Origin of the sequence: Faecalibacterium sp. I2-3-92 (assembly GCF_023347315.1) — a bacterium.
Taxonomy (GTDB): domain Bacteria; phylum Bacillota; class Clostridia; order Oscillospirales; family Ruminococcaceae; genus Faecalibacterium; species Faecalibacterium duncaniae.
The window spans coordinates 2,451,836-2,474,996 of the sequence record NZ_CP094470.1 but is presented as its reverse complement, the minus strand read 5'-3'; the positions used below and the strand labels follow the sequence as shown (position 1 = coordinate 2,474,996).

The following is a 23,161-nucleotide window of genomic DNA, read 5'->3' as shown; positions in this document are numbered from 1 at the left end:
ACCTCCTTGGCGTGTATTCGACTTGCCTTTATAGTATCGGGTCAAGCGCAGCTTGTCAACAATCTGCGAGCAGAGTGAAATGCGAAAATTGCGAAACGCAGCGAAAAAGGTGAGAGCAAGAATCGTCCCGTGGCCACAAATTTTCAATTCTTGAAAATTCTTGCCCCTTTGGGACAGCTTCTTGTTGGGGCGTGCCTGCCCCAAACCCTGCTGGAACGAGTACGGCAAACTGGAATTTGACTAATCCTACATGTGCATCATATTACACTCATGTAATTATCCTCTACATAAACAGCTTTTCCATCAGCAAGCTTAATCTCATCTTTGCCGTTCGGTAATACTGTTGTTTCAGAACCATTCCAATGGGGGATAATAGGATTGTCAATAATATGTAATCCATCTGTTAAATTTCCCGCCGCATACATACTTCCTGCACTGATTCCGACATATATAAGTCCGTTTTTAATTGCATTATTAAGTATTCTATCAAAACCAGTTCTAGACATTTCACGACAAAGCACAGATACATCACCACCACTGACAAAAACAGCATCAAATTGGTTTAATTCTTCAAAAGTTAATAGCCTTGTAAGCATAAACGGGGTTGTAACATACGAAGAATAGGTTCTTTGATAGTCTTTTGAAAGAATTAATTCCAGATTGTACACTAATATATTTTCGTACTGAATTCCCATTAGAAAGAGTTCATGAAAACATATTGCAAGCGACTCTCTTGCACCATCTGTTTCAATGCCAGCTGTTGGAATATAAAGCACTTTCACATCCTTCGGACACTTTCCAATAATATCAAAGAATTTCTCTTTCATCTTATCGGTCAACCCTGCAGATGTAAGAAATAGATGTTTTCCATTCATATTCTTTTACCTCGTCAAACTCCGATTTACTGGGCTAAGCCGAGTATACCACACTCCACCATGAAAGAACACCCCGATATAGTGAAATTTTGCCATTTTTCTGCGTACGTGCGTACACGCTCCGCAGGGATTCTAAGGGGCTTGACCCCTTGGCACACAGACTTTGGCACAAAGTCTAGTGTGTTACACCTTGTCAGAGGTGTACAGGCTCCCGGTACGCACGTACGCAGCGACTACTCCCAAACGCGCCATATAGGGGGACGACCAAGTTCGCACAAAGCGAACTTGATTCCGCAAAGCAAAAGGCAGGATACCACTATCATAGTGATACCCTGCCTTTGCTCGTTTACCGTTCCGAGTAGTCCTTCCGCAAAACCTCCGATAAACAAAAAACGTACCCGAACCCTTTTTCGTAAAGAATCGGGTTCGAGTACGAACTGTATGGTGGACGGTACAGGACTCGAACCTGTGACCTCCTGCACGTCAAGCAGATGCTCTACCAGCTGAGCTAACCGTCCAGATGTCGTATCGACTTGAGTATGATACCACATTTTTCGCGCAATTGCAAGGGCTTTTTTGAAAAAAGTCTGCCTTTTCCGTTTTTTGCCCCGGAGGATTGGCACAAAGGCCCCTTTGCGGGGGCTGGCGGGGGAGAGGTGCGCTCAGAGCGCCCGGCGGATGATGTCATAGAGGATGGGCTTCATGTTGTCGATGTTGTCGGGTTTGCCCTCCAATACAGAGGTGTAGCACACCGATATGCACATGCTGCCCAGGGCGGTGATGCGCTGGTAGATCTCCCGCTCGGTGCGGCCCGCCATCTCGGGGCTGCACATCACGATCTGGAGGACCTTGCGCATCAGCGGCTCGGCCTCCCCGCTGGCTTCGATCTGATCCAGCCCGGGCCAGACAAAGCTGCGCTCCAGGAAGCGGAGCATCAGGGTGTCCGCGCGCAGGGCTTCGATGATATGGTCGATGACAAAGATCATCTGGTCGGGGAAGCTGGTAAGCTCGGCAGCGTGCTGCTCGGCGGCGGCACAGGCGTTGTCCAGCAGCTGGTAGCTCACCCGGGCCAGCAGGGCCTGCGTGACCGAACCCTTATCGGCAAAATAGAGGTAGAACGTGCCCTTGCCCACCTTGGCGCGGGAGGTGATATCCTCCACGCTGGTCTTGGAGGTGCCCCGCTCCAGAAACAGCTCGTAAGCTGCGTCCAGAAGCGCACGGCGCTTTTCCTGTTTCTTTCCTTCCACGGTGCTCATAGCTTGCTGCATCCTCTTTTCTGACGTTGTTTTGTCGTGTAAACAATATTTTAGCAGGGAGAAGGGAAGAGCGCAAGAGCAAAAGCCCCCGGACAAGCTATACAATTTTTGCTTTGTGATAAGAAAACTGACTTTTGGTCATTTTTTATCTTGACACCTTGCGTCGATTGGTTATAATAGTGCTTGCTCAGAAATGACCACGGGTCATTTTTGGGGCAGATCCAATCAACTTTCGTATGGAGGGTTCCCATGAAAAAGATCGCACAGAGCATCGTGCGTCTGCGCAAGCTGATCTTAACAGTAGCGGTCCTGCTGTTGATCCCTTCCGCAATCGGCGCGGTTGCTACCCGCATCAACTATGATGTCCTGACCTATCTGCCGCAGGAGCTTGACTCCATGATCGGCGAGGTAGCGCTTGAGGACGACTTCCATCTGGCCTCCACCGGCATGATCACGGTGGAAGGCCTGCCTACCAATGAACTGATCGCCATGAAGAAGGACATTGATGCGGTGCCCGGTGTCACACAGACCTTCTGGCTCAGCGATGTCATCGACCCCAGCATCCCCACCGAGATGCTGCCTGCGGATGTCCAGCAGTTCATGTTCGGTAAAAACGATTCCACCATGCTTATCGTCCGGTTTGATGCGCCCAGCGCCAGCGACGAGACGATGAACGCCGTCAAGCAGATCAAACAGGTGCTGCGGCACGACTGCTACTTTGGCGGCATGAGCGTCATTCTGCAGGATACCAAGGCACTGATCAATGAAGAGATGCCGCTGTACATCCTGTGCGCTGTGGGTGCCAGTATGCTGGTGCTGTTCCTCTCGCTGGAGAGCACCATCACGCCTGTGCTGTTCATGCTGGGCCTGCTGTTCCCCATTGCGTACAACTTTGGCACCAACATCTTCCTGGGTCAGATCAGCTACATCACCCAGGCGCTTTCCACGGTGCTGCAGTTGGGCGTGACGATGGACTTCTCCATCTTCCTGCTCCACCGTTATCAGGAGGAAAAGGAACTCCGCTCCTCCAACGAGGAAGCCATGGTGACCGCCATCTGCAAGACCATGACCTCCATCACCGCTTCCTCCCTGACCACCATTGCGGGCTTCCTGGCACTGTGCGCCATGCGCCTGACGCTGGGCCGCGATATCGGTGTTGTTATGGCAAAGGGTGTGGCGCTGGGTGTTATCTGCACCATCGTCATCCTGCCTGCTTTGATCCTGACCTTTGATCAGCAGGTCGAAAAGTACAAGCACCGCACCATCGTGCCCAAGCTGACCAAGCTCAGCTACTTTGTTTCCAAGCACGCAATGCCCATCGTGGTCGTCTTTCTTGTGCTGCTGGTGCCCTTTGTGGTGGCCCAGCAAAAGACCGAGGTCTACTACACCTTGTTCGACTCGCTGCCCCAGGACCTGACCGGTATCGTTGGCACCAACAAGCTGGGCGAGGACTTTGGCATGACCACCTCCCACTTTATTCTGGTGGATGAGGACCTGACCGCAACGCAGGTGTCTGACCTCTGCGATGAGCTCAAGGATGTGGACGGCATCACCCAGGTGGTGAGCCTGGATTCCATCACCGGCCCGGGCTTCCAGACCGAACTGCTGCCCGACAGCGTGACCGAGATCCTGCAGTCCGGCGGCTACAAGCTCATTCTGGCCAACAGCTCCTATAAGACCGGCACCGATGCCATCAATAACCAGCTGACCGAGATGAATGGCCTCATCAAGGCGGTTGACCCCAACGGTGTCATCACCGGCGAGGGTGCCATGACCAAGGATCTGATCGAGGTTGCAGACGTGGACTTCAAGAACGTCAACGTCTGGTCGATCATGGCAGTCGCTGCCATCATCCTGATCTCCTTCCGGAGCCTGTCCATCCCTGTGCTGCTGGTTGCCAGCATCGAGGCCGCCATCTCCATCAATATGGGCATTCCGTACTTCACCGGTACCCAGCTGCCCTTCATCGCCAGCATCGTCATCGGTACCATCCAGCTGGGCGCGACTGTGGACTACTCCATCCTGATGACCACCCGTTATCACGAGGAGCGCAGCTATGGCCGCACCCCGCGGGAAGCTGCCCAGCAGTCGCTGGAGCACTGCAGCCAGTCCATCCTGACCAGCGGCCTGACCTTCTTTGCCGCAACCGTCGGCGTGGCCGCCATCAGTAAGATGGAGCTGCTGCAGAGCATCTGCCGGCTCATCTCCCGCGGCGCACTGATCAGTATGGCTGTCATTCTGGTCGTTCTGCCCGCCGCCCTGATGCTGCTGGACTGGGTCATCCGCCACACCACCATGCACTGGCTGGTCCCTGAATCTTCCAACGCCAAGAAGTCTGATAAGGAGTAATTACCATGAAAAAATCGCTTCGTTTCGCCAGTGCGGCGCTGGCGCTGACTCTCGCCGCAGGCATGACCCTGCCCGCCTTTGCAGCCGCCAAGGCCGATTATTCCAAGGATGAGACCGTCTACGCCGTGATGAACGCCGACGGCTCCATCAAGTCCACCACCGTCAGCGAGCACCTGTACAGCGCTTCCGGCCTGTCCAATGTCACCGATGAGAGCACCCTGACCGATATCCAGAACACCGAGAGCGATGCCGCGTTCACCCAGGACGGCGAAAAGCTGGTCTGGAACACCGACGACACCGACGTGTACTATAAGGGCAATACCGACAAGGCCCTGCCCATCACCGCAAATGTCACCTATACGCTGGACGGCGTGACCGACAGCCTTGAGAACCTGATCGGCAAGAGCGGCCACCTGACCGTGACCGTCGACCTGACCAACAACGAGACCGGCACCGTGACCGTCAACGGCAAGGAGCGCACCGTTGTCACCCCGCTCATCACTGCTGTGGGCGTGATCTTTGGTCAGGATGCCACCAACCTGAGCGCCGAGCACGGAATGCTGGAATCTGCCGCCAAGAGCAGCGTGGCCGCTTTCGTCTGCCTGCCCGGCGTGAAGGACTCTCTGGACGGTCTGCTGCCCGATGACCTGTCTACTGTGGAGGATTATCTGCAGGACAGCGTCACTGTGGAAGCCGATGTCGAGAACCTGACCGCACCGCAGGTCATGCTGGCCTGTGCCACCAACGCCGATGCGTTGGGCACCAATGCCTTTGACCTGAGCAGCCTCAACGAGCTGACCGATGGCGTCAGCCAGCTGAACGATGCCATGAACCAGCTGATGGATGGTGCCGCCCAACTGGTGGACGGTGCTTCCCAGCTGGCCAACGGTACCCTGGCCCTGCTGGACGGCGCTTCTCAGCTGAACAGCGGTGCTTCTGCCCTGGACGATGGTCTGGGCCAGCTGACCACCGGTCTGGATACCCTGAGCTCCAATAACGCTGCCCTGCAGGCTGGTGCCCAGCAGGTGGCCGATGGTGTTCTGGCCTCCGCCAACAGCACCCTGATGGAGGGCGGCCTGATCGACACCCCCATGACCTGGGACAACTACGCTTCCGTTATTGACGAAGTGCTGACCATGAACGAAAAGACACTGGCCGCTGCCCGCAAGAAGATGGTGCGCACCGTCTGGGAGCAGGAGCCCAGCTTCAAGGACAGCCAGCTGGACATTGCCCTGTATCTCTCCGCAACCAAGACCAACCACGACCTGGAAGCTGCTCTGCGGCTGATGCAGAGCTACGACCCCTCCATGTTCAGCGCCATGCTTGACCTGAGCACTGCCAGCGCAAAACAGACCGTGCATGACGAGCTGAAGTATCAGGCTGAGAACAGCCAGGATATCGCAGATGTCCGTGCCCTGAAGAACAGCCTGGCGCAGATCCAGTATTTCGTGTCCAGTGTCAACCAGTACACCAACGGTGTTGCCACCGCTGCTGACGGTGCCCACTCCGCAAAGGACGGTGCCGCCCAGCTGGCCGATGGCACCAAGACCCTGTATGACGGCGTGACCACCCTGAATGATGGCGCAGGCCAGCTCAGCGATGGCACGGTCCGGCTGAACGATGGCCTGAACCAGTTCAATGAGGAGGGCATCTCCAAGCTGACCGGTGCTCTGGACGAGGAGCAGATCCACGGCCTGAAGACCGTGCTGGACGAGATGACCAGCCGTCTGGAGGATTACACCAGCTTTGCCGGTAAGTCCGAGGATGCTTCCGGCAGCGTGAAGTTCGTCTATAAGACCGGTGAGACGGTCGCCGCTGCGGATGTTACCGCCCAGACCACCGCCGATGTGCAGGAAGGCAACTTCTTCACCCGCCTGTGGCAGCGGATCGTGAACCTGTTCAAGTTCTGAAAAAACGGCGTGCCTGCTTGACAAGCCGCCGGAGATTGACTATACTACAAATAGATTCGTCAAGAAAAATGACCGCTCAGGCACTGAAACGTTGAGGCGGTCATTTTTTATGCCAATTTTAAGGAGACCACAGCATGGCAGAGAGGGGATTGTATCCGGACGGGGAACAGCGCCGCCGCATCATGGATTTTATTATGGCGGCCGGTCAGACCCTTTTGGAGAACGGGGCAGAGGTGTTCCGGGTGGAGCAGACCATGGAGATCATGGCGGCCAGCTTCCACCTGCGGGAGTTCCATGTCTATGTGCTGACCAACGGCATTTTTGCCAGCGCAGGCACGGCGGAGATGAGCGAGGTGCGCAACGTGCCCACCCGTACCACCCACCTGGGGCGGGTGGCGGCGGTGAATCAGCTTTCCCGCCAGATTGCGTCCGGGGAAGTGGACACCATCGATGAGGCCGAGACCCGGCTGGCTCAGGCCAGGTGCATCCCTTTTCCGAAGGACTGGGTGCAGATTGCGGCGGGCATGGGCGGCGCGTTCTGCTTTGCGCTGATTTTTGGCGGCGACCTGAAAGCCGGGCTTGCCGCCGCTGCGGCCGGTGTTGCGGCCAACGCCTACCTGCTGTTCTGCGGGCGGCACGGCGTGGGGGGCGGGTTCCGAACCATCTCCACTGCCGCCCTCATTACCCTATGCTGTATTCTGGGCTGCAGCCTGCTGGGCACTGAAGCCAGTCACGCCATCATCGGTACTCTGATGATCCTGACCCCCGGCATCGCCTTTACCATGGGCATCCGGGACTTTGTGCAGGGAGATTACCTGTCCGGCACCATCCGGATGATCGACGCGCTGCTCATTGCGGCCAGCATCGCCATCGGCACAGGCCTTGTGCTGAGCCTCTATGCCTTTTTGAAGGGGGTGGCCGTGGTATGACGGAGCTTCTTTTCACCGGGGAGCAGCTGGGCCGTCTGGCCCTGCAGTTCCTGTTGGCCGGGGCGGGCACCCTGAGTTTTGCCATCCTCTTTGCCTGCCCCAGGCGCACCCTGCCCTACTGCGGGCTGGTGGGCGCAGTGGGGTGGCTGGTATACGAGATCGCGGAGCTGTTCGGGATGGAAGCCTTTGCAGCCTCGCTGCTGGCGGTCATTCCGCTGACGCTGCTGGCCCGCATCCTTGCGATAACCCTCAGAGCACCGGTGACGGTGTTCCTGCTCACCGGCATCTTTCCGCTGGTGCCCGGTGCGGGCATCTATTACAGCGCCTACTACTTCATTCAGGGCGACAACGCGCTGGCGCTGGCAAACGGCATCTCTACCTTCAAGATCGCCGTGGCGCTGGCCGTGGGCATTGCCCTGGTGCTGGGCATCCCCCTGCCACAGAAACGCCGATAAAACAAAAACGAGACCGCCCGGTGGGCGGTCTCGTTGGTTATGCGGGAAAATCAGGTGGTGGGAACCATCCGCAGCAGCTGGGCCCCGGTGGTGACATCCAGACGGAAATATGCTTTGTTCAGCTCGGTGTTGTAGGAAACATTGACCGGTGTTTCGGTACCGTCGGCATTGATCTGCATCAGGCTGTAGCCGGAAACGGTATTGGCGGGTACCTCGATGCTGGCAATGACTGGCTGGGTCATCACACGGGCGGGGGTGACCTCCTCGCTCTTTACGGTGCCGCACTTTTCGCAGATGACCCGTTCAATAACAGTGGGATAGTAGAATGCTGCTGTCATTACCTGCTCACCGTTTTTCAGAGTCCCGGTGTGAACAATCAGGTTGGAAAAGTTGGAGAAGACACCGTTTACCTTGGTCAGCTGGGTGTTATTCTTTACCTTGCCGCATTCGGGGCAAAGTGTAAGGGTCTCGGTGGTGCCATCGGGGAGCTTATGCTGGAAGGTGGTCTCCACACACTCAGTCTTATACTCTGTCGTGGTCTTCCAGGTGTGTTCCTTGCACTCGGTTTTGCCCGGGGTCTCTTCGGCCATGCTGACCACAGAACTGCCTGCCAGCACACAGACGGACAGACCAAAGGAGGCCAGGGCTTTCAGTATACGATTTTTCATAGCAGGATCCTTTCTCCCCGCATCCCGGCGGGGCAGCGCGGTTTGAGCTTGGCTGCTTTTACCATGCTTCCAGCCTGATTATACCAATTAGAAGGAAAAGGTGTCAATGTCCGGGATTAAGTCCTGTGGGAAGATTCACTAGCAGAATGCAACGGAATGACAGAAACACAGGAGCAAAATGTATATATACATTAAGAATGGGCTGCTGTATGTATAAATGTTTTCAAAAGGGTTTCATTTGTTCCGATTTTTTGCACAACACTTGACTTTTTTATTTGTACAACATATACTAATTCTGTTCCTTGATGACACGATGAAGCGCATCGTGCCGGGAAAGTGAAAAATTATACAATCAACAGAGGAGTGTTTGAATATGAAAAAGATCAATCGCCGCAGCTTTCTGGCTGCCGCTGGTCTGACCGCTGCCGCTCTGGCTCTGACTGCCTGCGGCGGTTCCGCCTCCAGCACCGCTTCTTCCACTGCAAGCAGTGCAGCTTCTTCCGAGGCTGCTTCCACCAGCGCTGCCGCTGAGCTGACCACCGTTGAGGCTGGCAAGCTGACCATGGCCACCAACGCTGCCTTCCCTCCGTACGAGATGACCACCGATGCCGGTGAGTTCGAGGGCATCGACATCGACACCGCCAAGGCCATTGCTGAGAAGCTGGGCCTGGAGCTGCAGATCGATGATATGGACTTCGACGCAGCACTGCTGAGCGTGCAGCAGGGCAAGGCCGATATCGTCATGGCTGGCGTTACCGTGACCGACGAGCGCAAGGCTGTGATGGACTTCTCCGACAGCTACGCTACCGGCATCCAGTCCATCATCGTTCCCGAGGGCTCTGATATCACCTCTCCCGATGATCTGGCAGGCAAGAAGATCGGCACCCAGCGCGGCACCACCGGCTACATCTACTGCTCTGATGACTTCGGCGATGACGCTGTGGTCGCATACGACGACGGCCTGACCGCTGTGCAGGCTCTGAACAATGGCCAGGTCGATGCAGTTGTCATCGACAATGCCCCTGCAAAGGAGTTCGTTGCCGCCAACCCCGGTCTGGTCATTCTGGACACCAGCTACGCCGAGGAGGATTACGCCATCGGTCTGGCAAAGGGTTCCGCTCTGGAGGATGCTGTCAATGCCACTCTGGAAGAGCTGAAGGCTGACGGCACCCTGCAGTCCATCGTGGACAAGTACATCACCGCTGAATAATTCAGCTGTACCTTGTATCACGGGGAGGCGGCCCCATCTGGGGCACCTCCCCTTTTTTGGAAAGAACAGGTTACAAAATTCTAACAATTTTAGAAAGCGAGGATGCGAATGGCCGCACAATACGAACTGCTGAAAGAGCTGCTCAACAGCGGCACGAAGCTGGACTTCGGGCAGGAAATGTTCTTCAAATTCTATCAGGCGTTCATCCTGAACGACCGCTGGGTGCAGTACATCCAGGGCGTGGGCACCACGCTGCTGGTCACCGCCATTGCGCTGGCACTGGGCGTGGTGCTGGGCAGTGTGGTGGCACTGGTGCGTGTTGCGCACGACCAGCAGCGTCCCGGCCGCAGGAACCCGGTGCTGGGCTTCTTCAATGCCGTCTGTCAGGTGTACACTACCATCATCCGCGGCACCCCCATGATGGTCCAGCTGCTCATTATGAGCATGGTCATCTTTTCCAACAGCCGTAACTTTACCATGGTCGGTGCGCTGGCACTGGGCATCAACTCGGGCGCTTACGTCTCGGAGATCATCCGCGGCGGCCTGATGGCGGTGGACCCCGGCCAGATGGAAGCCGGCCGCAGCTTGGGCCTGAACTACATGACCACCATGGTGGTCATTGTCATTCCGCAGGCCATCCGCGCGGTGCTGCCTGCACTGGGCAACGAGTTCATCGTCCTGCTCAAGGATACCTCGCTCATCACCGTTATCGGCGGCAAGGAGCTGCTGTATGCGGCGCAGGGCATTATGAACCGTACCTACGAGGCCATGTTCCCCCTGTTGGGCGTTGCAGTGGTCTATCTGGTCTTAGTCATGCTCTTTACATGGCTGCTGTCGAAGTTTGAGAGGAGGATGGCGCAAGGTGACCGCTAATCATGCTGAAAAGATCCTGGAAGTCCGTGGTCTGACCAAGACCTACGGCGGTGAGGCCAAAAAGGGCGCAAAGCAGCCCACCCCCACCCTGGATGTCCTGAAGGGCATCGACATCGACATCTACCGCGGCGACGTGGTCTGCCTGATCGGCCCATCCGGCTGCGGCAAGTCTACCTTCCTGCGCTGCCTGAACCGGCTGGAGATCCCCACCGGCGGCTCCATCAAGTTTGAGGGCATCGAGGTGGATGATGCCCACATCGATGCCGTGCGCCAGAAGATGGGCATGGTGTTCCAGCACTTCAACCTCTTCCCCCACCTGACCGTCAAGCAGAACCTCTGCCTGGCCCCGGAGCTGCTCAAGCTCAAGAGCAAGGAGGAGACTTCCAAGCGCGCCGAGGAGCTGTTGGCCCGTGTCGGCCTGTCCGATAAAGCCAATGTGTTCCCCAAGAGCCTTTCCGGCGGCCAGCAGCAGCGCATTGCCATTGCCCGCGCTCTGGCCATGGACCCGGATGTCATCCTGTTCGACGAGCCCACCTCCGCCCTTGACCCTGAGATGGTCGGCGAGGTGCTGGAGCTGATGAAGGAGCTGGCCCACACCGGCATCACCATGCTGGTGGTCACCCACGAGATGGGCTTCGCCCGCGAGGTGTCCAACCGCGTCATCTTCATCGATGAGGGCAGGATCCAGGAAGATGAGCCCCCGCAGGAGCTCTTCTCGAACCCCAAGCATCCTCGTCTGAAGGCTTTCCTTTCCAGGATGCTGTAATTGGAACTGAAAATGCCGTCGCACAAATTCGTGCGGCGGCATTTTTTGAATGGTTTAAAGTTTCCAGAGACTTTGTGCCTGTTTGTAAAGCCAGAGGGCACGGGCCTGAATCTCACTCTCGTTCCAGTCCGTTTTTGTCAGGGCATCCTGAAGCGTGGAAAGGCCCGATGCGCAGAGCGTAAGACCGGGCTTTTCCTGGCCCTTTCCGGCTTTCTTTGTGCTCCAGTCACTGTCCCGGATGGAGGCGTTCAAAGACTGTGGGATGATTGCGAGATTTCCCAGAGTCAGAAGGATAGAATCTCTTTTTTCTGCGTCCAGCGGGGTAGGGCAGGCGGGCCAGTTGTTGCGCCATTTTTTGGGCATCAGATGCTCAAGACTGTAATTGTTGAAACCATGCAGCACAACAGCACTCTGAGCAGGGCGGATGTGGCTTTCAATCAGATAAAGAACACCTTTAGAATAAAGGTTCATCAGTTTAGAGTGTTCAAAACCATCCCGAAGTTCAGCGTCATCAGGAATCGAGGAGTTGGTGCCGCCAAGCACTTGCAAACGGTCTCGTAAATCCTGTGGAGTAAGTATTTCGTTGGCGATAAAGGAGAGAAATAACTTTGTATAATTTGTTGTGGAAGCACGAGTGACAATACGACGCATAACGTAGCTTTCCAGAATGCCATACATCTCGTTTAGAATGGCTAAATTAGAAATGTTTTTTGCAAGGTAGAGAACGTAAGGAATCAACGTTGTGGTTTTTAGACCAAAAATAACGATGTTCAAACGTTCGATGCCAAAATCTGATGGAATTGTTGTGCTGCAAAAATCGGACTTGAAGGTTTGCTGGAATAAAGTGGCATAATCCTTTAGAGTATCCAGAATAGTATTTTTATTACCGCCACAATAAGTGTTTACAAAACTCTGATAGGAATTGGCAAGCTGATCTGTGCGAGCATATATTAATTTGTCGTCAACACTAATATTATACTTTTTCTTTTGGATAAACTGCTGAAAATAGGCATCGAAGAAGATATCAATAAGTGGGCGTTTTACGCGGCCAGCCTCAATTTCGGTATCCCAATAGGCTTTTGCGCTTTCGTTGGCTTCAAAAACAGATTCCCAAATATTTTGATACGCAGTGATGTTATTCCTGCTAAAAAAGTAATTCTTTAAAAGCTCGGAGGTGGTTAAGCGAACGCCAAGGGAATTTAGAGAATCAAAAATCTGCTGTTCATCATCGGTGGGGCCCAAATCAATCCGGACAAATTGAACGTTGGAAATGACTGTCATATAGTCGTTCAAAGTACTCATTTGCAAATGTGAAGCAAAATAGTTGAATGCTTGAACAATTGGAGACGAGGAGCGGTTGTCTATGATGGGCACTGCATTTGTTTGATCCATAACGCATTTAAATGCTTCGGAATCATTTTTTCCATGCTGTAAAGAAAGCTCCCGCGTTGTTATTAGGCGAAAATTTGTATCAAAGATACCCGGCTGATTCATTTTTAAACAGAGCACCTTTAAGAAAATCAAAAATGTCGTAAGACGTTGTTGACCATCAACAAGAGCAAGTCTTGTTGCATAAGAGGTGTTTTGCTGAGGAACAGAAGCGTCTTTCAGGATGAGAGTTCCAAGAAAGTGGGGGCGGTTATATTGAACAACGAACGCCATGTCGTCAAGAAAACGTTCCCATAAATCCTCTTTCCAAACATAGGCTCGCTGAAAAAATGGAACTTCAATGAGAGTGGAGTTGTTTACAATGTCAGGTATTTTCGCTTTATGTGCGTCCATGGAAAATCCTCCCGCTGCTTTTCAGATTTACTAGTAGAATAACACGAATCCACTGTGAATTCAATGAATCACAAACAAAAGCTCCCGTTTCTCAGGAAAAGCTGAAAAACGGGAGCTTTACAATTCTACAAAACAGAAGCTATGCGCCTAGCCCATGGTCACGACAACTTCTACACTTTCACCGGTCTTTGCCAGCGGCAGGAGGGTGCCCGCAATAGGAGCGCCGTTCACGGTGACGCTCTGCACGCCCTTCTGCACGGCGTGGGGGTTCTCCACCCGGATGTGGTACACGGCACCCCGGTAACGGCGGGTGACGGTGTAGCCTGCCAGCGTGTGGGGGATGCAGGGGTCAACGCGCAGGCCATCCAGAGTGGGCTGGATGCCCAGAATGTACTGGCTTACGTTCACGAAGGTCCATGCCGCCGTGCCGGTCAGCCAGCTGTTCTTGGCCTCGCCGAAGGTGGGGGCATCGCGGCCTGCCACCATCTGGCTGTAAACGTAGGGTTCGGTGCGGTGGATCTCGCTGATGTCCTCGATATAGGCCGGGCAGGTCTTTTTGTAGACAGCAAAGGCCCGGTCACCGTGGCCCAGCACGGTCTCAGCACAGCTGATCCATGGGTTGTTGTGGCAGAAGATACCGGCGTTCTCCTTGTAGCCCGGGGGATAGCTGGAGATCTCGCCCAGATTGAGCCGGTAGGTGGTGTAGGCGGGCTGGAGCAGTACCACGCCGTACGGGGTGTCCAGCCGCTCCTCCACGCTCTTCAGTGCGGCTTCGGCCTGACCGGTCTCTCGGCCGATCCCGGCCATCACGCACATGCCCTGGGGTTCGATGAAGATCTGCCCCTCGTCGCATTCCCTGCTGCCTACGGGGGCACCAAAGGCATCGTAGGCACGGCGGAACCATGCGCCGTCCCAGCCGGCGGTCAGGGTGGCCTGTTCTACTGCGTCAATGGCAGTGCGGGCACTGGCGGCCTCCTCGGTGAGGTGCAGGTGGTCACAGAGTTCGGCGTACTCGCGGCCGTATTTCACGAACATGCCCGCAATGAACACGCTCTCAGCCACGGGGCCCTCGCTGGGGCCGGTGATCTGGAAGCTCTCGCCCGGGTGCTCCGAGAAGCAGTTCAGGTTCAGGCAGTCGTTCCAGTCGGCCCGGCCGATCAGCGGCAGGCCGTGGGGGCCCAGATGGGTATGGGTGTAGCGGAAGCTCCGGCGCAGATGCTCCATCAGGGGCTGTGCTCTGGTCACGTCGTTGTCAAAGGCAACCGGCTCGTCCAGGATCGACCAGTCACCGGTCTCCCGCAGATAGGCGGCGGTGCACGCAATGAGCCAGAGCGGGTCATCGTTGAAGCCGCTGCCCACGTCGCTGTTGCCCTTTTTGGTCAGGGGCTGGTACTGGTGGTAGGCACTGCCGTCCTCAAACTGGGTGGCAGCAATGTCCAGAATGCGCTCCCGGGCGCGGGAGGGGATCATGTGGACGAAGCCCAGCAGATCCTGACAGGAATCCCGGAACCCCATGCCGCGGCCGATGCCGCTCTCGTAATAGCTGGCACTGCGGCTCATGTTGAAGGTGACCATGCACTGATACTGGTTCCACAGGCTCACCATCCGGTCCAGCTTTTCCTCGCCGGAGGTCAGCTGCCAGCCCGAGAGCAGCTCCTGCCAGTAGTCGGCCAGTGCCCTGCGGGCGGCATCCACCTGTGCGTCGGTGGCATAGCGGGCCATCATGGCCTCGGCCCGGGCTTTGTTGATGATGCCGGGAGCGCTGAATTTTTCCCGGACCGGGTTTTCAATGTAGCCCAGCCCGAAGATGATGCTCTTTTTCTCGCCCGGTGCCAGCGTGAGATGGAAATGGTGGGCACCCACCGGAGCCCATCCGTGGGCAATGCTGTTCGAGCAGTGACCGGCTTTGACCGCTTCCGGTGCGGCGGGGCCGCCGTACACGCCGCAGAAGGCATCCCGGCTGGTGTCGAAGCTGGTAACGGGGGTGTTGGCCCAGAACACGGCGTAGTGATCCCGGCGCTCCCGGTATTCTGTCTTATGATAGATGGCACTTTCCACCACTTCCACCTCGCCGGTGGAAAAGTTGCGCTGAAAATTGGAGCTGTCGTCCATGGCATCCCACAGGCAGAACTCCACATAGCTGAACACGTCCAGCGTGCGGGGGGCAGCGGTCTTGTTTTCCAGCGTCAGCCGGTCGATCTCACAGGCATCGCCCCGGGGCACAAATAGTTCCTGAGCGGCCGCAATGCCGTTTTTTTCGCCCTGCAGGATCGTGTAGCCCAGACCGTGGCGGCAGGTGTAACTGTCCAGTTCCGTCTTGGCGGGCTGCCAGCCCGGGTTCCAGATGGTGCCGCCATCGTTGATGTAGATGCGGTGGCCGTCCATGTCCAGCGGGGAATTGTTGTAGCGGTAGCGGGTCAGCCGCCGCAGCCGGGCATCCCGGTAAAAGCTGTAACCGCCGCCGGTGTTGGACACCAGACTGAAAAAGTCCTCGCTGCCCAGATAGTTGATCCAGGGCAGGGGAGTGCGGGGCGTGTCGATCACATATTCCCGGCGCGCATCATCAAAATGTCCGAATCTCATAGCCTTGTTCCTCCTTATAGGGTAAACCGGAAATGCTGAAATCATTTGATGGCGAAAACGATTTAGAATTTGCGGCCCAAGGATGGGAAAGGCACTTGTCACCCTAAGAATAGTCTATCCTGCGGGAAAAATCAAGAGCGGACCTGAAATATACAACAAGGGTGCAGCGGGCTGGTTCAGGGGTGGAAACCGGTATGGGAACGAAAAAATTATCGAACGGTAACGAAATGTAACGAAAACGATACAGACTGCATAATTCTGAGGAAATGAAATCTCGCAACCTGCTGAAATGTAGCCTTTTGAGATAAAACTTTTCTTCTTCTGCTTGATTTTTGGTGCAAAGTGCGCTATATTGAAATTGCGAAAACGATTTAGGATTCGTTCGGGAGCCCTGAGCGGGTCCCTGTGAGGGAGGGCGGCGAAATGTCATCCTTAAAAGATCTGGCGCGTGAATGCGGTGTCTCGGTGGCAACGGTGAGCAAAGCGCTCAATGGCCAGTCGGACATCTCTGCTGCGACCCGCGACCGTGTCCGCGAGGCGGCCCGCCGGATGGGCTATGTGCCCAATATGGCGGCCCGCGCAATGAAGACCAACCGTACCTACAACCTTGGCGTTCTGTTTGTGGACGAGCGGCAGAGCGGTCTGGCCCACGAGTACTTTTCGGCGGTGCTGGACAGCTTCAAGGTGCAGGTGGAAAAGCTGGGCTATGATATCACCTTTGTCAACCGGAACCTCGGCGGCAGAACAATGACCTATCTGGAGCACTGCCACTACCGGGGCGTGGACGGAGCGGTGATCGCCTGCGTGGATTTCAACGATCCGCAGGTGGTGGAGCTGGTCAACAGTGATGTGCCGGTGGTGACCATCGACCATGTGTTCAACAACCGGATGGCGGTCCTTTCCGATAATGTCAACGGGCTTTCGGCGCTGGTGCGGTACGCCTACGCCAACGGCCACCGCCGCATCGCCTTTATCCATGGCGAGCGCACGGCGGTGACGGAGAACCGGCTGGCGGGCTTCTACAAGAGCTGCGCGGAGCTGGGGCTGCAGGTCCCCGAAGAATATGTGCGCAGCGGTGTGTATCACGATCCCGACCGCTGTGCCGAGGAGACCCGGGCCCTGCTGGCACTGCCACAGCGGCCCACCTGCATCCTCTTCCCCGATGATTTCTCGGCCATGGGTGGCTGCATCGCTCTGCAGGAAGCGGGCCTGAGCATCCCGGAGGATATTTCCGTGATGGGATATGACGGCATTTACCTCTCCCGCGTGATGAAACCCCAGCTGGTGACCTGGCAGCAGAACACCAAAATGCTGGGTCGGATGGCAGCGGATAAGCTGGTGCAGATGATCGAGCACCCCCGTGTGACGCTGGCCGAGCAGATCCCGGTGACAGGAAAACTGCTGGAGGGCGGCTCGGTGCGCAGCATCGAATGAATGGGTTGGATTTGGTTCCGGGCGAACCGGAGCCTTGAATTTGAAACGCTTTTTCACGAAAACCATTGAAGGAGGTTTTTCATTATGAGAAAGATTTCGCGTCGTAATTTCCTGCTGGCTTCCGGTGCAGTTACCATCAGTGCAGCGCTGAGCGCATGCGGCGGCTCCTCTTCTTCTACCGGCGCGGCATCCTCTGCCGCAGCTTCTTCCGCCGCTTCCGATGCTCCGGCAGCTCAGGGCAAGGTGCTGAATATCTGGTGCTGGAACGACGAGTTCCAGGGCCGCTTCAATAACTATTACCCCGAGGTCGCCTCCATCGCTGAGGATAAATCCACCACCACCCTGAAAGATGGCACCGTTGTCAAGTGGACCATCAACGCCAACGAGAACAACAACTACCAGAATAAGCTGGATGAGGCCCTGCTGAATCAGGACTCCGCCGCCGATGATGACAAGGTAGATATCTTCCTGATCGAGGCTGACTACGCACTGAAGTATGTGGATTCCGATTACGCGCTGGATGTCAAGGCAGACATCGGCCTGACCGATGCCGATCTGGCTGGTCAGTACCAGTACACCAAGGACATTGTCAGCGTGGACGGCAGCCAGCGCGGCACCACCTGGCAGGCGACCCCCGGTCTGTTCGCATACCGCCGCAGCATTGCCAAGGAAGTGCTGGGCACCGATGATCCCACCGAGGTGCAGAGTCATCTGTCCGATTGGGATAAGTTCAACGAGGTGGCTGCACAGGCCTATGCCAAGGGCTACAAGATGCTGTCCGGCTTCGATGATGCTTACCGCACCTTCTCCAACAACGTGGACGCTCCCTGGGTGGACGGCACGACCGTCAAGGTAGACCCCAACATTATGAAGTGGGTCGATCAGACCAAGGAGTACACCGATAAGGGCTACAACAACAAGTCCAGCCTGTGGGACAGCCAGTGGGCAGCCGATCAGGGCCCGAGCGGCAAGGTGTTTGGCTTCTTCTATTCCACCTGGGGCATCAACTTCACCCTGCTGGGCAACTCTCTGGAGACCCCTGTGGCCGAGGGCGGCAAGGAAGAAGTAGGCAACGGCATCTACGGCGATTACGCAGTCTGCGAAGGTCCTCAGCCCTATTACTGGGGCGGCACCTGGATCTGCGCGGCAGCCGGTACCGATAATACCGATATCATCCGTGATGTGATGCAGAAGCTGACCTGCGACGAAGCCATTATGAAGCAGATCACCCTGGATACGCAGGATTACACCAACAACGAGAAGGCCATGGAAGAGATCGCAAACAGCGATTATGCCTCCGACTTCCTGGGCGGCCAGAACCATATCGCCCTGTTTGCAGAAGCTGCAAAGAAGATCGATATGTCCAACGCAGGCCCGTACGATCAGGGCCTGAACGAGAGCTTCCAGAATGCCTTCAAGGATTACTTTACCGGCACGGTGGACGAGGATACCGCAAAGGCAAACTTCGAGACCGCCATCAAGGAAAAGTACCCCGAGCTGACCGATGTGGTCTGGCCCGCATAAGCGCAGCCGGAACCTGAAAACCTTTTGAACCGAATCTGAATGGGGCGGGCCGGACGCTGATCCCGCCCGCCCCGTTTTGCTTTGGGCAGTGTACGTCAGGAGGGCAGTTACTATGGGAGCAAAACCAAAGAAGAACGGCTCGATCAGCTATGCAAAGTGGGGCTATATTTTCATTGCACCGTTCTTCCTCATCTTTGCGGGGTTCCAGCTCATTCCACTGGGGTCTACGATCTATTACAGCTTTTTTGAATATTACCGCAGCGGCCTGAAGATCATCGGCCCCACCTTTGTGGGCCTGAAGAACTACATCACCCTGTTTGCAACCGACCTGCCCAAATACTTTGGCAACACGCTGCTGCTCTGGATCATCGGCTTCATCCCGCAGATCGCCATCTCGCTGCTGCTGGCGGCCTGGTTCACCGACCTGCGCCTGAAGCTGAAGGGCCAGACCTTCTTCAAGACAGTCATCTACATGCCCAACCTCATTATGGCTTCGGCGTTCGCCATGCTGTTCTTTGCCCTGTTCTCGGATAACGGCCCCGTGAACGCTGCACTGGTGGGCATGGGCATCCTCAAGGAGCCCTTCAGCTTCCTGAACAGTGTCTGGGGCAACCGCGGCCTCATCGGCCTGATGAACTTCCTGATGTGGTTCGGCAATACGACCATCATGCTGATGGCGGCCATTATGGGCGTGGACCCCACCCTGTATGAGGCAGCGGAGCTGGACGGCTGCACCCCGAACCAGATGTTCTGGAAGATCACCATCCCACTCATCCGGCCGATTTTGGTTTATGTGATGATCACTTCGATGATCGGTGGCCTGCAGATGTTCGATGTGCCGCAGATCCTGACCAACGGCAAGGGCGGCCCCGACCGCACCTCCACCACCATGATCATGTACCTGAACAACCACCTGTTCAGCAAGAACTACGGTATGGCCGGCGCGGTCTCGGTGGTGCTGTTCCTGGTGTGCGCAGTGCTCTGCGTGATCGTTTACATGGCCCTGACCAAGGAGGACGACGGCCTGAGCAAGGCCGAGCGCAAGGTCCGCAGGCAGGCGGCCAAACAGGTGAAGGGAGGAAAAGCATAATGTCACACGCAGTCAAGACAAGATCCGAAAAGGCGACCCTTGCGGCCCGCCGCACGGTGTGCTATGCGGCGCTGGTGCTGCTGAGTTTTTTATGCCTGTTCTTCTTCTATGTGCTGGTCATCAATTCCACCCGCACCCATTTTGAGATCCAGAAGGGCTTTTCCTTTCTGCCGGGAAAATCGCTGATGACCAACCTGAAAAACGTGCTGTCGGATGCCAACATCCCGGTGCTGACCGGTGTGCGGAACAGTCTGATCGTGTCCGGCTGCTCGGCTGCCCTCAGTGTCTATTTTTCGGCCCTGACAGCCTACGGCATCTACGCCTATAACTTCCGGTTCAAAAAGGCGGCGTTTGCCATCATCCTGCTCATTATGACCATGCCGACCCAGGTCTCGGCGCTGGGTTTCCTGCAGCTCATCACGAAGATGGGCCTGAAGAACAGCTTCATTCCCCTCATCATCCCCAGCATTGCGGCCCCGGCGGTGTTCTTCTTTATGAAGCAGTATCTGGATGCCAGCCTGCCCATGGAGATCGTGGAAGCCGCCCGCATCGATGGCGCAGGGGAGTTCTACACCTTCAACCATATCGTGCTTCCCATTATGAAGCCCGCTCTGGCGGTGCAGGCCATCTTCTCCTTTGTGTCCAGCTGGAACAACTACTTCATCCCCGCACTGGTGCTGGATACGGCAGACAAAAAGACCCTGCCCATCCTCATTGCACAGCTCCGCAGTGCCGACTTCCTCAAGTTCGATATGGGCAAGGTCTATATGCTGGTGGCCATTGCCATCCTGCCTGTGATCATCGTTTATCTGCTGCTGTCCAAGTTCATCGTCCGTGGTGTTGCACTGGGCGGTGTCAAGGGCTGAGCATTCCCTTCTCTCCTTTGGAAAAAGCACCCGCAGCCAGCAGGCCGCAGGTGCTTTTCTATCCTCTCGTGCTCAGTCGGCTTTGGCAATGCGCTGCATCGCGGTGGAAGCGACATACTTCTCCTTGATGGCGCGGAGCTGGGCCATGTGGTCGGTGTTCACGTGGGCCTGCTGCTGGGCTTCGGAGTCCCACTCCTCAACGATGAGCAGCTCGTCCGGGTCGGCGGCGCTCAGGTAGTAATCGTAGCGCTCAAAACCGTCCTCCTGCTGGATCTTTGCCAGAATGCCGGCAGCGGCGACCTCCTGCAGAAAAGCGTCCCGCTGGCCGGGGAGCATACGGTAGGTGACCAGAAGCATCATGTGTTCCATGGTGAAATCTCCCTTATAATGTTCCAATGTGTGTTCTCTTAGACAAAAGCCGCCGGAAATCGCTTCCCGGCGGCTTTTGCTTATTAGGAGGATCAAAAGATGATCCCTGGAGAACTTAGTTCAGGATGGTCTGCTCGGTCTCGACATCAAAGACGTGGACCTTGTGCGGATCAAATGCAACGCGGACGGTGTCTCCGTTGCGTGCCTTGGAGGTGGGAGCGACACGGGCGGTCATCTTGTTGCCCTTGTACTCCAGGTACAGGTAGATCTCAGCGCCCATCATTTCGGACACATCGACCTGAGCCTCCAGGTGGCAGTCGGGGTGCTTTGCCATAAACTCGGGCTCGTCGTCGATATCCTCAGGACGGATGCCCATCTTGACCTTCTTGCCAACGTAGGAATCCAGCTTGCCGTCAGCGGTCTTTTCCTTGGGCAGGGGGATGGTGTCGCCGCCCAGGTCAATGGCGTACTGATCGCCGTTCTTGGTCACGGTGCCGTCCAGGAAGTTCATCTGGGGGCTGCCGATGAAGCCGGCAACGAACATGTTGCAGGGCATGTCGTACAGGTTCTGCGGGGTATCGACCTGCTGGATGATGCCGTCCTTCATAACAACGATGCGGTCGCCCATGGTCATAGCCTCGGTCTGGTCATGGGTAACGTAGATGAAGGTGGTAGCCAGCTTCTTGTGCAGCTTGATGATCTCGGTGCGCATACTGGTACGCAGCTTAGCATCCAGGTTGGACAGGGGCTCGTCCAGCAGGAAGACTGCCGGGTTACGAACCATTGCACGGCCCAGAGCAACACGCTGACGCTGGCCGCCGGACAGAGCCTTGGGCTTGCGGTCCAGCAGGTGCTCGATCTCCAGGATCTTGGCAGCCTCGTGAACGCGGCGGTCGATCTCGTCCTTCGGGGTCTTGCGCAGCTCCAGACCGAAAGCGATGTTCTTGTAAACGGTCATGTGGGGGTACAGAGCGTAGCTCTGGAACACCATGGCGATATCACGATCCTTGGGAGGAACGTCGTTGATCAGGCGGCCGCCGATGTACATTTCGCCCTTGGAGATCTCCTCCAGACCGGCGATCATGCGCAGGGTGGTGGACTTGCCGCAGCCAGAGGGGCCGACGAAGATGATGAACTCCTTATCCTGGATCTCCAGGTTGAAGTCGGTAACAGCAGGAGCAGTAGCGCCCGGATAGATCTTGTAGATGTGCTGGCAGCTAATCGAAGCCATAGGTCATTGCCTCCATTAAAATTTTTCTATGTTACGGCACCTTGACGGTGCACGCTCTCGTTGGTATTATAATAACAGATAACTTTGTGATATAAAATAGCATTTTATTGATTTGAGGTGTCAGATATTGCTTTATGATTGGACAAGTACCGCAGCCCTTGGCGTGGTGCGGGATATCCAGCCCAAAGAACCCCTGACCCTGACCGGCGAGGGGCTGTGGGTCTGCCTGGTCTCCAGCGGCAGATGCACTGCCAGCCTGACCGATGTCTCGCCCTCCCCGGCGGGCAGCGCACTGATCCTGCCGCCCCAGAGTGCGGCGGCGGGCCATCTGGTGCTGAGCCGTGCCCCGTTGACCCTGACCCCGGAAGGGGAGAGCCACCTGCTCTGCATCCAGCTGACCGGGCAGGCGGCGGTGCAGTTCCTTGCCGGGCTGACGGAGCTGCCGTTCCTAGCCCGGGGCGAGACCTGCCCCGCCGCCGCAGAGCTGCTGGGCCGCCTTGCCGCCGAGGCCGACACGCCCCGCAGCCGGGCTGCCAGCCAGCTGGCCTTTGCCCTGCTCTGTGAGCTTGCGGGGGCCGACAGCGCCGCCCCGCCTCTGCCGCCGCTGGTGGAGGCCGCCATTGAGGATATCCGCCAGAACTACGCTGGCCTGTATGGCGTGGAGGAGCTCAGTGAGCGGCTGGGAGTCTCCAAGAGCCACCTTGTCCGCACCTTTACCGCCGCCGTAGGGGTGCCCCCGGGGCGCTACCTGACCACCGTGCGGGTAGAAGCTGCCATGCGGCTGCTCCTGCACCGGGAATACACGCTGGATGTCATTGCCAGTCTGTGCGGTTTCTCAGGGGCCAACTACCTGTGCCGGGTGTTCAAAAAAGAGACCGGCCAATCCCCCGCACAGTGGCGGGCCTTGGCCGGTCAGACAGCGCGGCCCCTCAGCCCGGCGGAAAGCCAGCGGGAGCAGGCACTGTATATTTAAAATGTTCAGGAGCCGGGG

General features: G+C 56.4%; 19 protein-coding genes and 1 tRNA gene. 12 read left to right on the top strand and 8 right to left on the bottom strand.

Features of this window, described 5'->3' with window-relative positions:
• Positions 1-257: 257 nt before the first annotated feature.
• The 3 genes from MTP42_RS12030 to MTP42_RS12020 all read right to left on the bottom strand — a co-directional run bounded on the left by MTP42_RS12030 (position 258) and on the right by MTP42_RS12020 (position 2,143).
• On the bottom strand, positions 258-875 hold the full coding sequence (locus MTP42_RS12030; protein ID WP_005930833.1) for a Type 1 glutamine amidotransferase-like domain-containing protein: 618 nt from the start codon (positions 873-875) through the stop codon (positions 258-260).
• Positions 876-1,317: 442 nt separating this feature from the next.
• Positions 1,318-1,393: transfer RNA gene (locus MTP42_RS12025), tRNA-Val, on the bottom strand.
• 144 nt (positions 1,394-1,537) lie between these two features.
• Entirely contained in the window at positions 1,538-2,143 is a 606-nt protein-coding gene (locus tag MTP42_RS12020) for a TetR/AcrR family transcriptional regulator (protein WP_005935317.1), read from the bottom strand.
• Positions 2,144-2,380: 237 nt separating this feature from the next.
• Between MTP42_RS12020 and MTP42_RS12015 the strand changes: the two genes are divergently transcribed.
• The 4 genes from MTP42_RS12015 (at position 2,381) to MTP42_RS12000 (ending at position 7,774) form a co-directional block, all read left to right on the top strand.
• Positions 2,381-4,480 carry an efflux RND transporter permease subunit gene (locus MTP42_RS12015; protein WP_227622360.1) on the top strand — a complete coding sequence of 700 codons (2,100 nt, stop codon included), beginning with the start codon at positions 2,381-2,383 and terminating at the stop codon, positions 4,478-4,480.
• 5 nt (positions 4,481-4,485) lie between these two features.
• Positions 4,486-6,390 carry a hypothetical protein gene (locus MTP42_RS12010; protein ID WP_156067232.1) on the top strand — a complete coding sequence of 635 codons (1,905 nt, stop codon included), beginning with the start codon at positions 4,486-4,488 and terminating at the stop codon, positions 6,388-6,390.
• Between the two features lie 134 nt (positions 6,391-6,524).
• Positions 6,525-7,319 (top strand): threonine/serine ThrE exporter family protein, encoded by a 795-nt coding sequence (locus MTP42_RS12005; RefSeq protein WP_156067229.1) that lies wholly within the window; start codon positions 6,525-6,527, stop codon positions 7,317-7,319.
• Complete coding sequence (locus tag MTP42_RS12000; protein ID WP_156067226.1) at positions 7,316-7,774, top strand: threonine/serine exporter family protein; 459 nt, start codon at positions 7,316-7,318, stop codon at positions 7,772-7,774. The genes MTP42_RS12005 and MTP42_RS12000 overlap by 4 nt, the downstream gene beginning before the upstream one ends.
• 50 nt (positions 7,775-7,824) lie before the next feature.
• Here the strand turns inward: MTP42_RS12000 and MTP42_RS11995 are convergent, their stop codons facing one another.
• Positions 7,825-8,442 (bottom strand): hypothetical protein, encoded by a 618-nt coding sequence (locus MTP42_RS11995; RefSeq protein WP_156067223.1) that lies wholly within the window; start codon positions 8,440-8,442, stop codon positions 7,825-7,827.
• 373 nt (positions 8,443-8,815) lie between these two features.
• On the opposite strand from MTP42_RS11995, the gene MTP42_RS11990 reads away from it, so the two are divergent.
• From MTP42_RS11990 to MTP42_RS11980, 3 genes are all read left to right on the top strand, one after another.
• Positions 8,816-9,652, top strand: coding sequence for an ABC transporter substrate-binding protein (locus tag MTP42_RS11990; protein ID WP_249257416.1), 837 nt, complete (start codon positions 8,816-8,818; stop codon positions 9,650-9,652).
• Between the two features lie 108 nt (positions 9,653-9,760).
• On the top strand, positions 9,761-10,525 hold the full coding sequence (locus MTP42_RS11985) for an amino acid ABC transporter permease (protein WP_097773339.1): 765 nt from the start codon (positions 9,761-9,763) through the stop codon (positions 10,523-10,525).
• Between the two features lie 13 nt (positions 10,526-10,538).
• Positions 10,539-11,291, top strand: a complete 753-nt coding sequence (locus tag MTP42_RS11980) for an amino acid ABC transporter ATP-binding protein (RefSeq protein WP_373417920.1) — start codon at positions 10,539-10,541, stop codon at positions 11,289-11,291.
• Between the two features lie 54 nt (positions 11,292-11,345).
• Here the strand turns inward: MTP42_RS11980 and MTP42_RS11975 are convergent, their stop codons facing one another.
• The gene (locus MTP42_RS11975) at positions 11,346-13,073 is read right to left on the bottom strand and encodes a DUF262 domain-containing protein (protein WP_249257415.1); all 1,728 of its coding nucleotides are present in this window, start codon (positions 13,071-13,073) and stop codon (positions 11,346-11,348) included.
• Positions 13,074-13,220: 147 nt separating this feature from the next.
• The gene (locus MTP42_RS11970) at positions 13,221-15,656 is read right to left on the bottom strand and encodes a GH36-type glycosyl hydrolase domain-containing protein (RefSeq protein WP_249257414.1); all 2,436 of its coding nucleotides are present in this window, start codon (positions 15,654-15,656) and stop codon (positions 13,221-13,223) included.
• 423 nt (positions 15,657-16,079) lie between these two features.
• On the opposite strand from MTP42_RS11970, the gene MTP42_RS11965 reads away from it, so the two are divergent.
• The 4 genes from MTP42_RS11965 to MTP42_RS11950 all read left to right on the top strand — a co-directional run bounded on the left by MTP42_RS11965 (position 16,080) and on the right by MTP42_RS11950 (position 20,570).
• Positions 16,080-17,090 carry a LacI family DNA-binding transcriptional regulator gene (locus MTP42_RS11965; protein ID WP_097773341.1) on the top strand — a complete coding sequence of 337 codons (1,011 nt, stop codon included), beginning with the start codon at positions 16,080-16,082 and terminating at the stop codon, positions 17,088-17,090.
• A gap of 84 nt (positions 17,091-17,174) precedes the next feature.
• Positions 17,175-18,614 (top strand): twin-arginine translocation signal domain-containing protein, encoded by a 1,440-nt coding sequence (locus MTP42_RS11960; protein WP_098924402.1) that lies wholly within the window; start codon positions 17,175-17,177, stop codon positions 18,612-18,614.
• 112 nt (positions 18,615-18,726) lie between these two features.
• Positions 18,727-19,704: a carbohydrate ABC transporter permease gene (locus tag MTP42_RS11955; protein WP_249257413.1), complete on the top strand. Its 978-nt coding sequence runs from the start codon at positions 18,727-18,729 to the stop codon at positions 19,702-19,704.
• Positions 19,704-20,570: a carbohydrate ABC transporter permease gene (locus MTP42_RS11950; protein ID WP_098924404.1), complete on the top strand. Its 867-nt coding sequence runs from the start codon at positions 19,704-19,706 to the stop codon at positions 20,568-20,570. The genes MTP42_RS11955 and MTP42_RS11950 overlap by 1 nt, the downstream gene beginning before the upstream one ends.
• A 72-nt stretch (positions 20,571-20,642) precedes the next feature.
• On the opposite strand, the gene MTP42_RS11945 is transcribed toward MTP42_RS11950, so the two are convergent.
• Positions 20,643-20,939, bottom strand: coding sequence for a putative quinol monooxygenase (locus tag MTP42_RS11945; protein ID WP_249257412.1), 297 nt, complete (start codon positions 20,937-20,939; stop codon positions 20,643-20,645).
• Between the two features lie 115 nt (positions 20,940-21,054).
• On the bottom strand, positions 21,055-22,170 hold the full coding sequence (locus MTP42_RS11940; RefSeq protein WP_156059787.1) for an ABC transporter ATP-binding protein: 1,116 nt from the start codon (positions 22,168-22,170) through the stop codon (positions 21,055-21,057).
• Between the two features lie 127 nt (positions 22,171-22,297).
• Here MTP42_RS11940 and MTP42_RS11935 point away from each other — a divergent pair, with 127 nt between their 5' ends.
• Positions 22,298-23,143: a helix-turn-helix domain-containing protein gene (locus MTP42_RS11935; protein ID WP_215696518.1), complete on the top strand. Its 846-nt coding sequence runs from the start codon at positions 22,298-22,300 to the stop codon at positions 23,141-23,143.
• The last annotated feature ends 18 nt before the right edge of the window (positions 23,144-23,161 follow it).

Coding starts and splice junctions, on each gene's coding strand:
- MTP42_RS12030 (WP_005930833.1), bottom strand. CDS start 875: ATGAATGGAAAACATCTATTTCTTACATCTGCAGGGTTGACCGATAAG.
- MTP42_RS12020 (WP_005935317.1), bottom strand. CDS start 2,143: ATGCAGCAAGCTATGAGCACCGTGGAAGGAAAGAAACAGGAAAAGCGC.
- MTP42_RS12015 (WP_227622360.1), top strand. CDS start 2,381: ATGAAAAAGATCGCACAGAGCATCGTGCGTCTGCGCAAGCTGATCTTA.
- MTP42_RS12010 (WP_156067232.1), top strand. CDS start 4,486: ATGAAAAAATCGCTTCGTTTCGCCAGTGCGGCGCTGGCGCTGACTCTC.
- MTP42_RS12005 (WP_156067229.1), top strand. CDS start 6,525: ATGGCAGAGAGGGGATTGTATCCGGACGGGGAACAGCGCCGCCGCATC.
- MTP42_RS12000 (WP_156067226.1), top strand. CDS start 7,316: ATGACGGAGCTTCTTTTCACCGGGGAGCAGCTGGGCCGTCTGGCCCTG.
- MTP42_RS11995 (WP_156067223.1), bottom strand. CDS start 8,442: ATGAAAAATCGTATACTGAAAGCCCTGGCCTCCTTTGGTCTGTCCGTC.
- MTP42_RS11990 (WP_249257416.1), top strand. CDS start 8,816: ATGAAAAAGATCAATCGCCGCAGCTTTCTGGCTGCCGCTGGTCTGACC.
- MTP42_RS11985 (WP_097773339.1), top strand. CDS start 9,761: ATGGCCGCACAATACGAACTGCTGAAAGAGCTGCTCAACAGCGGCACG.
- MTP42_RS11975 (WP_249257415.1), bottom strand. CDS start 13,073: ATGGACGCACATAAAGCGAAAATACCTGACATTGTAAACAACTCCACT.
- MTP42_RS11970 (WP_249257414.1), bottom strand. CDS start 15,656: ATGAGATTCGGACATTTTGATGATGCGCGCCGGGAATATGTGATCGAC.
- MTP42_RS11965 (WP_097773341.1), top strand. CDS start 16,080: ATGTCATCCTTAAAAGATCTGGCGCGTGAATGCGGTGTCTCGGTGGCA.
- MTP42_RS11960 (WP_098924402.1), top strand. CDS start 17,175: ATGAGAAAGATTTCGCGTCGTAATTTCCTGCTGGCTTCCGGTGCAGTT.
- MTP42_RS11955 (WP_249257413.1), top strand. CDS start 18,727: ATGGGAGCAAAACCAAAGAAGAACGGCTCGATCAGCTATGCAAAGTGG.
- MTP42_RS11950 (WP_098924404.1), top strand. CDS start 19,704: ATGTCACACGCAGTCAAGACAAGATCCGAAAAGGCGACCCTTGCGGCC.
- MTP42_RS11945 (WP_249257412.1), bottom strand. CDS start 20,939: ATGGAACACATGATGCTTCTGGTCACCTACCGTATGCTCCCCGGCCAG.
- MTP42_RS11940 (WP_156059787.1), bottom strand. CDS start 22,170: ATGGCTTCGATTAGCTGCCAGCACATCTACAAGATCTATCCGGGCGCT.